The sequence below is a fragment of the Haemophilus haemolyticus genome, from assembly GCF_001679045.1.
GTDB classification, from domain to species: Bacteria; Pseudomonadota; Gammaproteobacteria; order Enterobacterales; family Pasteurellaceae; genus Haemophilus; species Haemophilus haemolyticus.
Genome location: NZ_LYCK01000011.1, coordinates 54,883 through 71,246, shown reverse-complemented (window position 1 = coordinate 71,246; position 16,364 = coordinate 54,883). Strand labels below are relative to the sequence as shown.

Genomic DNA, 16,364 nt, shown 5'->3' with positions numbered 1-16,364 from the left:
TTTCACGCACACAAAAAGACGGCAAGAAAATGCCGTCCATCTTTTATTTTTTGGGATTATTTGGTCCCAAAAATTTTATCACCCGCGTCACCTAGACCCGGAATAATGTAACCATGTTCATTTAAGTGGCTATCAATAGAAGCGCAGTAAAGTTCAATGTCAGGATGTGCAGCTTCAAGAGCCTTAATACCTTCTGGCGCAGCGACTAACACTAATACTTTGATATGTTTACAACCTTTTGCTTTTAAAAGATCAAGGGTTGCAATCATTGAACCTCCAGTTGCAAGCATAGGATCTACAACAATTGCAAGGCGCTCTTCTAAATCGCTGGCTAATTTTTGGAAGTAAGGGACGGGTTCAAGGGTTTCTTCATTACGGTATATCCCCACTACGCTGATACGTGCGCTTGGTACATGTTCAAGTACACCATCCATCATACCTAAACCTGCACGTAAAATTGGGACAACCGTTACTTTTTTACCTTTAATTCGATCGATTTCTACTGGGCCATTCCAACCGTTGATCGTTACTTTTTCAGTTTCTAAATCAGACGTTGCTTCATAGGTTAATAGGCTACCGATTTCTGTTGCCAGTTCACGGAATTTTTTTGTATCAATCTCAGCTTCACGCATCACACCTAGTTTGTGTTTTACAAGTGGGTGTTTTACTTCAACCAGTTTCATTTTCACTCTCCTTTTGGCTTTAAAAAAACAAATTGACGAATTCTAGATTAAAAAAATACAAAATGGTAGAGATTTATAAAAATATTCTGACTTGAAACGGGAGTTTTAAATGCAATATTTGTTTAAACTGGTCGAATACTCTCTATATCTAATTTTGCATCAAATTCATTAAGCAGAATTTGTAATTTACTATCTTTTTGCAACTCATTTTGCGCTTTTTCCCGCAATGTTTGATAAATATTGCGGCGATATTCAATTGGAGTCGTGATATTGCTGTCATCAATATTAATTGTTAATCGAATATCTTTACCTTGCAATTTACTTAAAGCTTCAACCAAATTTTTTATGCTTCTGTCTTGGCGTAAATGAGATTTTTCTGAATGTAGTCCAAGATTGATTTCATCATCAGTTTTGCTTTGTAAGAAACAATTTAACGCTAATTCTTTGCTAAATCCTGTTACGCCAGAACTCTCAACTATATCTGCCCACTCATCTTGTTGCTGAGTTTGGGTAATGATTTTTAAACGTAGTTCAGGCGTAATATCTTTTAAAATCGCCTGTTTTATATCAGAAGGACGAACGCCCGTATCGGATTTAGCAAGTTCTGGATTGCTCCATTCCCAACGATAAGTGTTAGCACTTAAGATTTCTTGCTCATCTTGAGCAATTTCTGCACTATCATCACTTGAATTTTCTTCTGTGCTATTTTCTTGTGGAGTCTGTGTGGAATTTGGTAGTGATGTTGGTTTTTCTATGTGCTTGGGCTTCGGTTCAGCCATTTCTCGCACGGGAAGTGCGGTCATTTTTTTATGAGCTTTTTCTTCATCCAGTTCTTGGATGTGATGTAAAGTCTCACTTACTGCAGCTAATGATTCAGCTTTATGTTCTTGACGTTCTTGGTTTTCCAGTTGTGTTAAATGTTCAAGCGCATCTAAAGCCGAAAGGCTTGCCAAATTTGGAATGCTTGTTTTATTTGGTTTTGCTTGAGAATAAGCGGATTTTATACTTTGCGACAGTACTGGCACATCTACATAATTACCAGTATTTTCAACCGCACTTGGAGTTGATGGCGGTGGAGTAATTGTAGTGTTAGCCTTTGGTACTGCCGTAAGGAACTTTGGGTGGAATGCCAATGCCCTCAATAATGTCATTTCTGTGCCAATACGACGGTTTGGCGCATTTGATAAGTCTTTTCTACCAGAAATAATGACTTGATAAAAAAACTGAACATCTTCTGGAGAGATATGTTTGGCTAAAAATGAAAAATGTTCATTGTCATCTGAAGATTTTTGTGGAAGAAGTTGCATGAGTGCAATTTGATGTAATTTTTCTGCACATTCGCCAAGTAATTTGTCCCAATCGCCTGCTGCATCTGCAACTCTTTGCAGTGTTCGCATTAAGAGTTCACCATTGCCTTGATGTAAGGCGTATAAAATATCAACAGAATAGTTATCATCAAGCAACCCTAACATATTGCTTACAACACTATTCGTAACTTGTCGGTCACCCATAGCAATGGCTTGATCGGTTAAACTTAAGCTATCACGAATACTTCCTTGCGCCGCTTTTGCAAGTTTAACTAATGCAGGTTCTTCAAAAGGAATATTTTCTTGCGTCAGAATATGGGCAAGATGCTGGGAGATTTGGGTTTCATCTAATGCTTTGAGATGAAATTGTAAACAGCGAGAAAGGATGGTTATAGGTAGTTTTTGCGGATCCGTTGTCGCAAGTAAGAATTTTACATATTCTGGTGGTTCTTCTAACGTCTTGAGCAACGCATTAAATGAATGACGGGATAGCATATGGACTTCGTCGATTAAATAAACCTTAAATCTTCCGACAACAGGTTTATATTGCACGTTATCCAATAATTCACGCGTGTCTTCAACTTTTGTGCGGGATGCCGCATCAATTTCGATTAAATCAATGAAATTGCCTTGCTCAATCGCTTTACAATTTTCACATTCACCACAAGGTGTAGCCGTTACACCATGTACACAATTTAATCCTTTTGCGAATAATCTAGCAATAGAGGTTTTTCCTACACCACGCGTACCAGAAAAGAGGTAAGCGTGATGTAGTCGATTATCTTTTAATCCATTTGCTAATGCCGTGATAATGTGTTCTTGCCCAACGACATCAGCAAATGTTTTTGGTCGCCATTTTCTGGCTAAGACTTGATAGCTCATCGAATCCTTAATTAATGACCTTCAAAATTGACGAGTGTATAACAATCAACACCCAAATTATTTAAGCGTTTTTCGCCACCTAATTCAGGTAAATTAATCACAAATGCAGCGTGTTTTACCACTCCACCTAAACGTTGCACTAATTTTACTGTTGCTTCAACGGTGCCGCCTGTTGCTAATAAATCATCAATGATTAAAACATTGTCACCTTCTGAAATTGCATCAACGTGCATTTCCAAAGTATCTTGACCATATTCTAATTGATAAGATTGAGAAATGGTTTCACGTGGTAATTTTTTAGGTTTACGTACTAATTCGAAAGGTAAGCCTAGTGCTAAGGCAACGGGTGCGCCAAAAATAAAACCACGAGATTCAGTTCCAAGCACTTTGGTAATTCCTTTGTTGCGATATTGTTCCACAATAAGATCTATTGTTGCTTTAAAAGCTGCTGGAACTTCTAAAAGGGTAGTAATATCGCGGAAGATAATGCCTTCTTTTGGATAGTTAGGAATTGATTTGATAGAAGATTTAATTAAATCAAGTTGTGTAGTCATAAATAATGCTCAAAAGTGCGGTAAAAAAAGAAACGTTTTTAGGGCAGTATCTTATCATAAAAAAATAAAAAGATAGGAAAATAAAAATCCCCAATAGGGGATTTTTATTTGGCGGAATTAGTGATGATTTTTATGTGTCATTTTCCATTCATTCACCTTTTCTAATAAGATTTTTCCCATTGGTGTAGGATCGCCTGTAAATAGTGTGTTAAGTCCATTATTTTTAATGATACTGCGTCTAAGCATTAGACGTTCTTCATGATTTTCAATTAAACGTAGTGCGCGTTCAATATATTCATCTGTAGTATTCGAAATTAACCATTCAGGTAATCCCAAGCGTTTAAATAATCCTTCATCAATATGCTCATGCACTTCTGGACCCGTTTGACATATACCCACTAGGCCTAAGGTAACCATATCAATAATGCCATTCGTATTACCAAATGGGAATGGATTAAGCATCATATCGCAATGATATAAAGTTGTAAGATATTGTTTGTAAGGCATATGAGGATATGTTGTTGCATCTTCTCCTAAATAGGATTTGATGAATTTAGTCACATACGGATGAGTTATCCCCACTGATTGACCTAATGAAAAGTGAAAATGTACTTTCACTTTGGCTCTATCACGAATTGCTTTTAAGGCTTTTAGAAAATAAGGATTTAATTTCATCGTCGTGGATGCGATACCAATATGTACTACTTCTGGATTTTCTATTAATCTGTACTCTACATTTTGTGGTGCTAGTACGGATGGTACATAAGGAAGCGCATCTTTTGGTAAACGTAATAGTTTTTCGCTAAAACAACTTTCTGAGCCAACATAGTCATCTTCTACAATTACATATTCAATAAAGTCTGAATGCGTTGTTGCTGGATGCCCTAATGCAATAGCTTGAATTGGTGCTAGACGAGTATTGCTCGCAAATATTGTTGTTAAGTCCATCCCGATACTTGGCATATAAAATACACAGGCTTCATTTTTTGAGCAAATATCTTTTAAGAACATTAATTTATTAAGCATAGAATTACCTTGTATTAAATGAAACTCATCAAATACATTTCGTCCGGCTTCATCTACGGTTTTATTGCCAACTCCAATTAGATGAAAATGTTCGCGAGCAGCAATCATTGAAGTTGAATGGGTTCTATAAATAGAATGACCAGCATTAAAATGTTCAAGTAATACAACCATAACAGGTTTGTCATTTTTGTGTTCAATACTTGAGGTGTGTCGGTCTTCCCAACCACATTGTAATAAATGTCGACGGATTACTTGATTTAATGCATTTTTAATCCAATGTTTATTCTCGGCTATATCATAACTGCAGTGCATATAGACATCATGAGATATTCCACTTGGTAAATTATTTAGATTTTTGAGTGTCGCTAATTTTTCAGGGAACCATTGTAGAACTAAACTTCTTTTAGAAAATGCCTGTTTTGTTCCAATAAAGCGTGGCGATTGTAATGCAACACAAAGAGATGAACATAAAATTGGATCGGCTTCCCATAAAGCATCCAAATTTAGTTTTACATTCGACTCAGGTAAATAAAGAATGCAAAATTTAATGAGGGTTGATTTTTTATCATCTAAAGTAATATCAAATGGATTAGTATTATTTGGATTACAGTTGTAATGTTTTAAAATATGATCGGTATTGATGAATGGAGATGATGCAAAAATCATCGTGATCCATCTCTGTAAGGTAAAGAAACGAGTTGATCCACTTTCAGAAATATTTAATTCAGGATCGATAAATAGATTAGTTATTGCTACGGCGATTCTGGTACAAAAATATGTAATCTTCTCTTGTTCTAATTCTTCATTTAATTGAGCTGGGTAATCAAACTCTATATTTCTAATATCACCAAAGTCAACATCAATTTGGGATAAGATACCTAATAGCTCAACGCATGCCGCTTCATAATTTTTTTCAGCTACATATTTTTCAAAACTAGAGAGATTTGGTTTTTTATTTGTATCGGACATAATCAACATCTTTTAGAATAATAAGGCGATAGGTTAATGTTATACATTTTAACGTATTTCATTAATATTCTATCAATTTATTATAAATGTAACATGATATTTATGAAAAAAAGAGCTGTTCCCTATAATGGAAAACCAGCTCTTTTGTTTGATTCAACTATTTTGAATTGAATTAAAACTTCTTAAATAGAAATTATTTTTTCTTTGCTTTTGCATTTGGAAGGTCAGTGATTGAGCCTTCAAATACTTCCGCAGCTAAACCAACAGACTCGTGTAAAGTTGGGTGAGCGTGGATAGTTAATGCAATATCTTCTGCGTCGCAACCCATCTCGATGGCAAGACCGATTTCACCTAATAATTCACCACCGTTAGAACCGACGATTGCACCGCCAAGCACACGATGAGTATCTTTATCAAAGATTAACTTCGTCATACCTTCAGAACATTCAGAAGCAATAGCGCGGCCTGATGCTGCCCAAGGGAATTTAGCGACTTCGTAATTTAAACCTTCTTGTTTACATTCTTTCTCAGTTTTACCTACCCAAGCCACTTCTGGTTCGGTATAAGCGATTGATGGAATAACTTTAGGATCGAAGTAGTGTTTTTGTCCCGCAATGATTTCTGCAGCAACGTGGCCTTCATGAACACCTTTGTGCGCTAACATTGGTTGACCAACAATATCGCCGATTGCAAAGATATGCGGCACATTAGTGCGCATTTGTTTATCAACATGAATGAAACCACGATCATCAACTTCAACGCCTGCTTTACCTGCATCGATCAATTTGCCATTTGGTACACGACCGATAGCGACAAGCACCGCATCATAACGTTTGGTGTCATTGCATGCTTTGCCTTCCATTGAAACGTAGATACCATCATCTTTTGCTTCAACAGCAGTCACTTTGGTTTCAAGCATTAACTTGAATTTTTTCTCGATTTGTTTGGTGTAAATTGCAACAACATCTTTATCCGCTGCTGGGATAACTTGGTCGAACATTTCCACAACTTCAATTTCTGAACCTAATGCGTGGTAAACCGTACCCATTTCTAAACCGATGATACCGCCACCCATAATGAGAAGTTTTTTAGGTACTTCTTTTAATTTAAGCGCATCAGTTGAGTTCCAAATACGTGGATCTTCATGTGGAATAAATGGTAATTCAATTGGGCGAGAACCTGCTGCAATAATAGCATTATCAAATTTGATTGTAGTTGGATGTCCATCACGGTCACGCGCGACCAAAGTATTAGGATCTGTAAATGCAGCTAAGCCTTCAACAACAGTGACTTTACGCGCTTTTGCCATACCCGCTAAACCACCAGTTAATTTAGCGACAACCGCTTCTTTACCTGCACGAACTTCATCTAAATCAATTCTTGGCTCACCAAAGTAAACACCATTTTTACTAGCGTGTTTTGCTTCTTCAATCACTTTTGCTACGTGCAATAATGCTTTAGATGGGATACAACCTACATTTAAACATACCCCACCAAGAGTTGAATAACGTTCAACTAATACAGTTTCTAAGCCTAAATCCGCACAACGGAACGCCGCGGAATAACCTGCTGGGCCAGCACCAAGTACGACGACTTGGGTTTTAATTTCTTTACTCATTTTTACCTCGTAAAAACGTTCAAAATATTGACCGCACTTTTTGCGATCATAATGGATTTGCTAAAACGCCCTTTCTTCTAATTAGAAGAAAGGGGCGTTATTACATAATCAAACGGCGTAAATCTGCTAATACAGCACCGATATAGCTGATGAATCGTGCACCATCTGCACCATCAATGACTCGGTGGTCAAATGATAATGACATTGGAAGAATTAAGCGTGGCGCAAATTCTTTACCATTCCATACTGGTTCCATCGATGATTTAGACACACCAAGGATGGCAACTTCTGGCGCGTTTACGATTGGTGCAAAGTGAGTTGTACCAATGCCGCCAAGGCTTGAAATAGTGAAACAGCCACCTTGCATATCAGATGCAGTCAATTTGCCTTCACGTGCTTTTTTCGATACTTCCATTAATTCACGTGAAAGTTCGATAATGCCTTTTTTGTTGACGTTCTTGAATACAGGCACTACTAAGCCGTTTGGTGTATCTACTGCGACACCGATGTTAATATATTTTTTCAGGATTAAGCGTTGAGCATCTTCGGTAATTGAGCTGTTGAAACGTGGATACGCTTCTAATGCTTTTGCCACCGCTTTCATAATGAACACAACTGGCGTGATTTTTACGCCGAGTTTTTGTTTTTCTGCTAACGCATTTTGTTCTTTACGGAATGCTTCTAAATCCGTGATATCTGCTTTATCGAAGTGAGTAACATGTGGAATCATGACCCAGTTACGATGTAAGTTAGCGCCTGAAATTTTATTGATACGGCTTAATTCGACTTCTTCTACTTCACCGAATTTACTGAAATCAACTTTTGGCCATGGTAATAAGTCTAAGCCAGCGCCATTCGCTACGCCATTGCCGGCAGCTTGTGCTGTTGCACCGCTTTCATAAGCTTTAACTGCTGTTTTCACATAAGCTTCGATATCTTCTTTAACGATACGACCTTTACGACCTGTACCTTTTACTTTATCTAAGTTTACGCCAAATTCACGTGCTAAACGACGAATAACTGGAGTAGCATGCGCATAGCCAGCACTTGCCACCACTTGCTCTTGGCTTAAGCCAGATACATTGCCAGATTGAGCAGGCTGTGCAGTCGGAGCTGGCGATGCAACTTGTGGCGCTGGAGCAGATGTTGCCTCAGCTGACGCTGCACCTGCTATTTCAAAGCGCATAATTAATGAACCAGTCGATACTTTATCACCTGATTTCACGAGAATTTCTTTCACGACACCGCCGAATGGAGCAGGAACTTCCATTGACGCTTTATCACCTTCAACGGTAATTAATGATTGATCTTCTGAAACGGTATCACCAACGGCAACCATGATTTCAGTCACATTGACTTCATCACCACCAATATCTGGCACATTCACATCTTTAATTGCAGATGTTGAGGCAGCTACAGGCGCAGCTGTTTGAGCTGGTGCAACCGCAGCAGCTGATGCCGTTTCAAATTTCATGATGAGTTTGCCAGTTGAAACTTTATCACCGACATTAATTAAAATTTCTTTTACTACACCTGCGATTGGTGCTGGAACTTCCATTGACGCTTTATCGCCTTCAACATTGATGATTGATTGATCAATTTCAACACTATCACCTACTTTAACCATAATTTCAGTAACGTTTACTTCATCAGAACCGATGTCTGGTACGTTTACTTCAATAACAGCCGACGCAGTTGGCGCAGTAGCGGCTACTGGGGCAGCAGGTGCTTCAGCCGCTGGTGCAGTGCCTGCAGCTTCTAAAACGAGCATTGGGGTGCCCGTTGTGACTTTATCGCCCACTTTGACTAAAACCTCTTTAACAACACCCGCTTCTGGTGCAGGCACTTCCATTGAAGCTTTATCGCCTTCAACGTTAATGATAGATTGATCAACAGAAATGGTATCACCTACGTTTACCATGACTTCTGTTACTGTAACTTCATCACTACCGATATCAGGAATTTGAATTTGTTTTGACATTTTTTGTTCCTTTTAAAGTGCGGTCATAAAACACGATGTTTTTTGACCGCAGTTTTCATCAATTACGCGTAAAGCGGATTGATACGATCTACATTCAAACCGAATTTTGCAATCGCATCTGCAACAACTTGGTTAGATGCTGTACCTTCTTTCGCTAATTGAGAAAGTGCAGCAACCACAACATAACGTGCATCAACTTCGAAGTGTTCACGTAAGTTTGCACGGCTGTCTGAACGACCGAAACCATCTGTACCTAATACATGATAATGACGACTTGGTACGAATGCACGGATTTGATCTGCGTATGCTTTAACATAGTCAGTTGAAGCAACGGTTGGTAAATCAGCTAATACTTGAGCAACGTATGGCACGCGTTGTGTCTCTGTTGGGTGTAATAAATTCCAACGTGCCGCATCATGACCTTCACGGGCTAATTCATTGAATGAAGGTGCAGAGAATACATCTGAGGTGACACCATAATCTTTTGCAAGAATTTGTGCCGCTTCACGAACGTGACGCATGATAGCACCAGAACCTAACAATTGAACGTGGCCTTTGCCTTTTTTACCTTCTACTGTTTCAAATTTATATAAACCTTTGCGGATACCTTCTTCCGCACCAGCAGGCATAGCAGGTTGATCCATGACTTCATTTAATGTTGTCATGTAATAGAATACATCTTCTTGTTTTTCGCCATACATACGGTTAATACCGTCTTGCATAATTACAGCGACTTCAAATGCAAATGATGGGTCGTAAGTGACACAGTTCGGAATAATACCTGCTTGAATATGGCTATGGCCATCTTCGTGTTGTAAACCTTCACCGTTCAGAGTTGTACGACCAGAAGTACCACCCACCATGAAACCACGAGCTAATTGGTCACCAGCCGCCCACATCATATCGCCCACACGTTGGAAACCAAACATTGAGTAATAGATGAAGAATGGAATCATTGGTTGGTTATTGACAGAGTACGAGTTTGCTGCCGCTAACCAAGATGCGGTTGCACCTAATTCATTGATACCTTCTTGTAGCACTTGACCATCTTTTGCTTCGCGGTAGTAAGCCACTAAATCACGATCTGAAGGAACATAGTTTTGACCATGTGGGTTATAAATACCCACTTGACGGAATAAACCTTCCATACCAAAAGTACGTGCTTCATCCGCAATCATTGGAACGATAGTTTTACCAATGTTTTTATCTTTTAATAAGATGTTTAATGCACGAGTAAACGCCATAGTGGTTGAAATACCACGAGGTTGTTCTTCTAATAATGCTTTAAATTCCTCTAATGCAGGAACTTTATATTCAACATCAAATTTAGTGCGACGAGCAGGAACATAGCCGTTTAATGCTTTACGGTGACCATGTAAATATTCGTATTCAGGTGTGCCTTCAGCAAATTTAATGTATTCTAATTTTTCTACTTGCTCATCAGTCAATGGTAAGTCGAAGTAGTCACGGAAACCTTTAAGGCTTTCGTAAGACATTTTTTTAGATTGATGAGCGGTGTTTTTACTTTCCGCTTCAGGAATTTTATAACCTTTAACTTGATGCGCTAAAATCACAACTGGTTTCGTTGCATTTTGTGCTTTTGCATAGGCTGCATATAATTTTTCGCTATCGTGTGCACCACGGCGTAATGCCCAAATTTCATCATCAGTCATATCTGCAACTAATGCAGCGGTTTCTGGATAACGACCGAAGAAGTGTTCACGAACATAAGCACCGTCTTTAGATTTAAAGGTTAAATAATCACCATCAACCACTTCCATCATTAACTGAGTTAATTTACCTGAAGTATCTTTCGCGAATAATTTATCCCAATCGCTGCCCCATAAAACTTTAATTACTTCCCAGCCTGCACCAGTAAATAATCCTTCTAATTCTTGAACGATTTTACCGTTACCATTCACAGGGCCATCTAAACGTTGTAAGTTACAGCTGATAGTGAAGATTAAGTTATCTAATTTTTCACGAGCCGCAAAAGTTAATGCACCTTTAGACTCAATTTCATCCATTTCACCATCGCCTAAGAATGCATAGACTTTTTGATCTTTGGTATCTTTTAAGCCACGGTTATCTAAGTATTTTAAGAAACGCGCTTGGTAGATGGCATTTACAGGGCCTAAACCCATAGACACAGTAGAGAATTGCCAGAATTCAGGCATTAATTTAGGGTGTGGATATGAAGATAAACCATCGGTAAAGGCTTCTTGACGGAAGTTATCCATTTGTTCTTCAGTTAAACGACCTTCTAAGAATGCACGCGCATACATACCTGGTGCAGCATGGCCTTGGAAGAAAATTAAGTCGCCACCGTTTTTTTCTGTCGCTGCTTTGAAGAAATGGTTATAGCAAACTTCATACATAGTTGCAGCAGATTGGAAAGTTGAGATATGGCCACCTAAGTCAAGATCTTTCTTCTGACTACGCAATACCATAGCAATAGCATTCCAACGCACAGCAGAACGAATACGACGCTCAATAGCATGATCACCAGGGTAAGCAGGTTGTTCAGAAGCTGGAATAGTGTTGACATAATCGGTCGTTACACCTGTAGGTAATGAAACACCGTTGGTGCGTGCTTGGCCGATAACTTGCTCAATAATATATTGTGCACGCTCTACGCCTTCTTCACGAATCAAAGAATCTAATGATTGTAACCAATCTTGAGTTTCGATTGGATCAACGTCATTTTTTAAAATCTCAGACATAGGTTTTCCTTATCTGTTAATTAAGTGAACATTAGTTTAGTCAGCACTAAACACGAATATCAGAAATGCTTGCCTTTTTACAAACATTTAACAAATCTTGCAAATTTTAGAAGATTTTTTGAGATAAAGATAGTAAATTTTCATCAAATATCCCTGTTGAGTGCTGTGTTAATCGGTAATCTTTTGAAAGTGCGGTAATTTTTTCTCGCCTTTTGTAAAGCCTATTAAAATCATAAGTAAAACATTGCATTCTGTAGGGCTTTGCTTTAAAGTTTTCAAACTTTTTTCAAAAAGGAATCAATCATGCATATAACGACTCGAACGCTCACTCAACATAAACGTATTGCACTTGTGGCTCATGATAGCTGCAAAAAAAATTTACTGAATTGGACGCAAAAACACAAAGATGCTCTAGCTCCTCATATACTTTATGCGACTGGTACAACAGGGCATATTTTAGAACGAGAAACAGGTTTAAGCATTCAATCTTTATTAAGTGGTCCGATGGGCGGCGACCAACAACTTGGTGGATTAATCGCAGAAAAGAAAATCGACATGATGATCTTCTTTTGGGATCCAATGAATGCCGCACCACATGATCCCGATGTGAAAGCCCTCATGCGTATTGCAACAGTGTGGAATATCCCTGTTGCGATTAATCAAAGCTCCGCAGATTTTATGTTAACTTCAGTTTTATTTGAACAAGATGTGGAAATTGAAGTGCCAGATTATGAAGGGTATTTAAAAGAGCGTTTAGCTTAAAAAGATAAAGAATATTTACCGCACTTCATCGTGAAACAGGGCGATAATTTATCGCCCTGTTTTAGCTATCTCCCAAATCCCCCCATTACAAGCATGAAGAGGATCATTTTCAACTGTTCTTCTGGTATTGCTTTGCCGTTTAGTTTCAATTCGTTATTCTCTAAAGCAAGTGTTAATGTGACGGTTTTGTCCGTGTTTACGATAATGCCATTCACTTCACCTTCGGTAACTAATTCATTCAATCGGTGAACTAAATCTTGCTTTTGGTTTTCTGGTACAAATTTAGATAACAAGGAAATCGCAGTTTCTTTGTTCACATCAAAATTGATCGAAAAATCTTTGAATTGTTTGTATAAGCCGCTGCGCATTAAATCAAATTTAGGATTTGGCACTAAAGCAATGTTCAGATCTAATGCCACTTTGCCTTTTTCATCAGAAATAGAAAGAGGGGCTAATTTAATTTGAGGCTGATTATTCGCAATGACCATGCCTGCTTGTTGTAATTTTTGCACCAATGGTTTAGGTAACGGCATATCTGAATCAGCCTTGCCTATTGCTACTAAAATATTTAAAAGTTCTTGTAATGCGTTGCCATCAATATGGTTGAATTCTACATTGTTGGTCACTTTACCTAAGTTGTTACCGTTAATATTTAATTCATCCAGATTTGTTTTATTGATGATATTTACTGTATCACCCTCAACTTGTGTAGTTAAATTTCCTTGGCTGTTTTTCTGAATAAGAGAGAGTCTTTCGCCAGTCTCTGCAGATTCGGTATTTTGCTCAAAATAGCCTATTTTACTATTGATATTTCCACTATAAATAAATGGCCATTTTGTGCTTTGTAGTGAGCCTTGTACGACAAGATCTTTTATTTTAATTGATGAAGCCGTTGAAACTGCATGATTTGGGTCATTTGAATTAAATGCATCTACGGATAGCGTATAATTGCTCGGTTCATTTTTGTCTAAATCAACATTTAAGACGACATTTGACCAATCAAAATCAGCCTTAGATTGATCGTTGTGATATTGCCCCGATGCAAGTTTCAATTCCGCATTACCGCTTAATGAATAATTCATTGCGACATTTAGTTGTAACGGTTTCTCTGATTTTGTGATATCAAAGAATAGCTGAGTTGTTGCATTTTTTCCTAACAAGGTTTGGCTTGAAAAAATGGTTGGAACGAAATTCAGTTTCGCCACACGATCAAGCGGCAAAGGCCCGTGATAAAGTGTTGATGATAAAGGAATAATGATCGTTTCATTTGCCTTGTGGATTTCTATTTGATCTTGAATATGAGATGCAAATAATCCTCTATCAAATTTTATATTTTTATAAAAAATTTTACTTTCTTCTAATACATCGGTTTTGGTAAATAGTTGAGTTAACTGTTTTAGTTGATGTAAATATTCTTCTTCGGCTTTTTTCCCTGTAAACCATGCACCTGTACACCAAACGGCAGCAAGAGCAACGACTACGCCTGCAGCAATTTTTGATTTTTTCATTTATTTCTTTCCTGTTTTAAAGTAAAAATTTTCGCCAAATTTATCACAAATCCCTTTTTCTTGCCTGAAAATTTTTGTTTTCCCCTTGAAGTTCATCATTTGAGACTTATCTTGAAAACAAGAACGGAAATCACCGCACTTTAAGAAATAAAAAATTTTTAAAATTTTCTCTTGAAATGCGAAAGAATATCCACATCTTAAAACTCGTAATAAATTACCCCGAATTTTAAAATTTTTACTAGGAGTACAAAATGGGAAAAATTATTGGTATTGACTTAGGTACAACAAACTCTTGTGTAGCAGTAATGGACGGCGACAAAGCTCGCGTAATTGAAAATGCAGAAGGTGCACGTACAACCCCTTCAATTATTGCTTATACAGATAATGAAACTTTAGTTGGTCAGCCAGCAAAACGTCAAGCAATCACTAACCCGAAAAATACATTGTTTGCGATTAAACGTTTAATTGGTCGACGTTTTGAAAGCGAAGAAGTTCAACGCGATATTAAGATTATGCCTTTCGAAATTACTCGTGCTGACAATGGTGATGCTTGGGTAAACGTAAAAGGTGATAAATTAGCACCACCGCAAATCTCTGCTGAAGTATTGAAGAAAATGAAAAAAACTGCAGAAGATTTCTTGGGTGAATCTGTAACAGAAGCGGTAATTACTGTTCCAGCATACTTTAACGATGCACAACGTCAAGCAACTATTGATGCGGGTAAAATCGCAGGTTTAGATGTTAAACGTATCATCAATGAACCAACAGCGGCTGCGTTAGCGTTCGGTTTAGGTTCAAGCAAAGAGAACCAAGTGATCGCTGTTTACGACTTAGGTGGTGGTACATTCGATATTTCAATCATCGAAATTGATAACTTTGATGGCGAACAAACTTTCGAAGTATTGGCAACAGGTGGTAACACTCACTTAGGTGGTGAAGACTTCGATAACCGTGTAATTGATTACATTATTGATGAGTTCAAAAAAGAACAAAACATCGATTTACGTAATGACCCAATGGCATTACAACGCGTAAAAGAAGCAGCAGAGAAAGCAAAAATTGAACTTTCATCAGCGCAATCTACTGAAGTAAACTTACCTTACATCACTGCAGATGCGACAGGCCCTAAACACTTAGCATTAAATATCACTCGTGCAAAATTAGAAGCATTAGTAGAAGATTTAGTGGCAAGCTCAATTGAGTCTTTGAAAGATGTATTAAAAGATGCAGGTAAAAGCGTGAGTGAAATTCACGATATTATTCTTGTGGGTGGCCAAACTCGTATGCCACTTGTACAACAAAAAGTTGCAGAGTTCTTTGGTAAGGAAGCTCGTAAAGATGTTAACCCTGATGAAGCGGTGGCAATCGGTGCAGCAGTTCAAGGTGGTGTATTAAAAGGTGATGTGAAAGACGTTCTTTTATTAGACGTTACTCCGTTATCACTTGGTATCGAAACCATGGGCGGTGTGATGACCACTTTAATTGAGAAAAATACCACGATTCCAACTAAAAAATCGCAAGTATTCTCAACAGCAGAAGATAACCAAAGTGCGGTAACCATTCACGTTCTTCAAGGTGAGCGTAAACGTGCGGCAGACAATAAATCTTTAGGTCAATTCAACCTAGAAGGTATTAATCCTGCACCGCGTGGTATGCCACAAATCGAAGTAACATTTGATATCGATGCGAACGGCGTAATCAACGTATCTGCGAAAGATAAAAACACAGGTAAAGAGCAACAAATCCGCATTCAAGCATCTTCAGGTTTATCTGATGAAGAAATCCAACAAATGGTTCGTGATGCAGAAGCAAACGCAGATGCAGACCGTAAATTTGAAGAGCTAGTTCAAGCGCGTAACCAAGCAGATGGTATCGCACACGCAACTCGCAAACAAATTACCGAAGCAGGTGATGCGTTAGCTGCTTCAGACAAAGAGAAAATTGAAGCAGCAGTAAGCGAACTTGAAACTGCAGCAAAAGGCGAAGACAAGGCAGAGATCGAAGCGAAAATTGAAGCGGTAATTAAAGCCTCTGAACCATTAATGCAAGCAGCTCAAGCAAAAGCTCAACAAGCTGGTGGCGAGCAACCACAACAATCATCAGCAAAAGATGATGGCGTGGTAGATGCTGAATTTGAAGAAGTGAAAGATAATAAATAATTCACCGCTCTTCTTAGCATAAACAAAGGGCGTGGAAACACGCCCTTTTGGTGTATATAAGAAGTCCCCTCTTTAGAAAAGAGGGTTAGGGGAGATTTGATAGCGATATCAAATTTTCTTATGAGCTAAATTTACTTCTGCCAAATCTCCCCCCCGCCCCTCTTTGCTAAAGAGAGGCGTATGTTACAAGCG

10 protein-coding genes are annotated in these 16,364 nt (G+C 38.1%); 2 read left to right on the top strand and 8 right to left on the bottom strand.

All coding sequences use genetic code 11. The features are described from left to right. Positions 1 to 56: 56 nt before the first annotated feature. The 7 genes from upp to aceE form a co-directional block, all read right to left on the bottom strand. Complete coding sequence (upp, locus tag A8M50_RS03120; RefSeq protein WP_005634809.1) at positions 57 to 683, bottom strand: uracil phosphoribosyltransferase; 627 nt, start codon at positions 681 to 683, stop codon at positions 57 to 59. 122 nt (positions 684 to 805) lie between these two features. Then, a complete protein-coding gene (gene dnaX, locus A8M50_RS03115; protein ID WP_005646664.1) occupies positions 806 to 2,872 on the bottom strand; it encodes a DNA polymerase III subunit gamma/tau in 2,067 nt (688 codons plus the stop codon). 11 nt (positions 2,873 to 2,883) lie between these two features. Beyond that, positions 2,884 to 3,426: an adenine phosphoribosyltransferase gene (gene apt, locus A8M50_RS03110; RefSeq protein ID WP_005646519.1), complete on the bottom strand. Its 543-nt coding sequence runs from the start codon at positions 3,424 to 3,426 to the stop codon at positions 2,884 to 2,886. A gap of 117 nt (positions 3,427 to 3,543) precedes the next feature. Then, positions 3,544 to 5,430 carry a UDP-glucose:protein N-beta-glucosyltransferase gene (locus A8M50_RS03105; protein ID WP_080575102.1) on the bottom strand — a complete coding sequence of 629 codons (1,887 nt, stop codon included), beginning with the start codon at positions 5,428 to 5,430 and terminating at the stop codon, positions 3,544 to 3,546. A 184-nt stretch (positions 5,431 to 5,614) separates the two neighbouring features. Then, on the bottom strand, positions 5,615 to 7,039 hold the full coding sequence (gene lpdA, locus A8M50_RS03100; RefSeq protein WP_005646505.1) for a dihydrolipoyl dehydrogenase: 1,425 nt from the start codon (positions 7,037 to 7,039) through the stop codon (positions 5,615 to 5,617). A 100-nt stretch (positions 7,040 to 7,139) separates the two neighbouring features. Further along, positions 7,140 to 9,020 carry a pyruvate dehydrogenase complex dihydrolipoyllysine-residue acetyltransferase gene (aceF, locus tag A8M50_RS03095; protein ID WP_005646575.1) on the bottom strand — a complete coding sequence of 627 codons (1,881 nt, stop codon included), beginning with the start codon at positions 9,018 to 9,020 and terminating at the stop codon, positions 7,140 to 7,142. A gap of 62 nt (positions 9,021 to 9,082) precedes the next feature. Continuing rightward, on the bottom strand, positions 9,083 to 11,743 hold the full coding sequence (gene aceE, locus A8M50_RS03090; protein ID WP_005646501.1) for a pyruvate dehydrogenase (acetyl-transferring), homodimeric type: 2,661 nt from the start codon (positions 11,741 to 11,743) through the stop codon (positions 9,083 to 9,085). Positions 11,744 to 12,046: 303 nt separating this feature from the next. Between aceE and mgsA the strand changes: the two genes are divergently transcribed. Beyond that, positions 12,047 to 12,505 (top strand): methylglyoxal synthase, encoded by a 459-nt coding sequence (gene mgsA, locus A8M50_RS03085; protein ID WP_005646625.1) that lies wholly within the window; start codon positions 12,047 to 12,049, stop codon positions 12,503 to 12,505. Positions 12,506 to 12,570: 65 nt separating this feature from the next. Here mgsA and A8M50_RS03080 read toward each other — a convergent pair whose 3' ends face one another. Further along, positions 12,571 to 14,013 carry a YdgA family protein gene (locus A8M50_RS03080; protein WP_005646622.1) on the bottom strand — a complete coding sequence of 481 codons (1,443 nt, stop codon included), beginning with the start codon at positions 14,011 to 14,013 and terminating at the stop codon, positions 12,571 to 12,573. A 251-nt stretch (positions 14,014 to 14,264) separates the two neighbouring features. On the opposite strand from A8M50_RS03080, the gene dnaK reads away from it, so the two are divergent. Then, positions 14,265 to 16,172, top strand: a complete 1,908-nt coding sequence (gene dnaK / locus A8M50_RS03075; RefSeq protein ID WP_005646510.1) for a molecular chaperone DnaK — start codon at positions 14,265 to 14,267, stop codon at positions 16,170 to 16,172. Positions 16,173 to 16,364 lie beyond the last annotated feature (192 nt).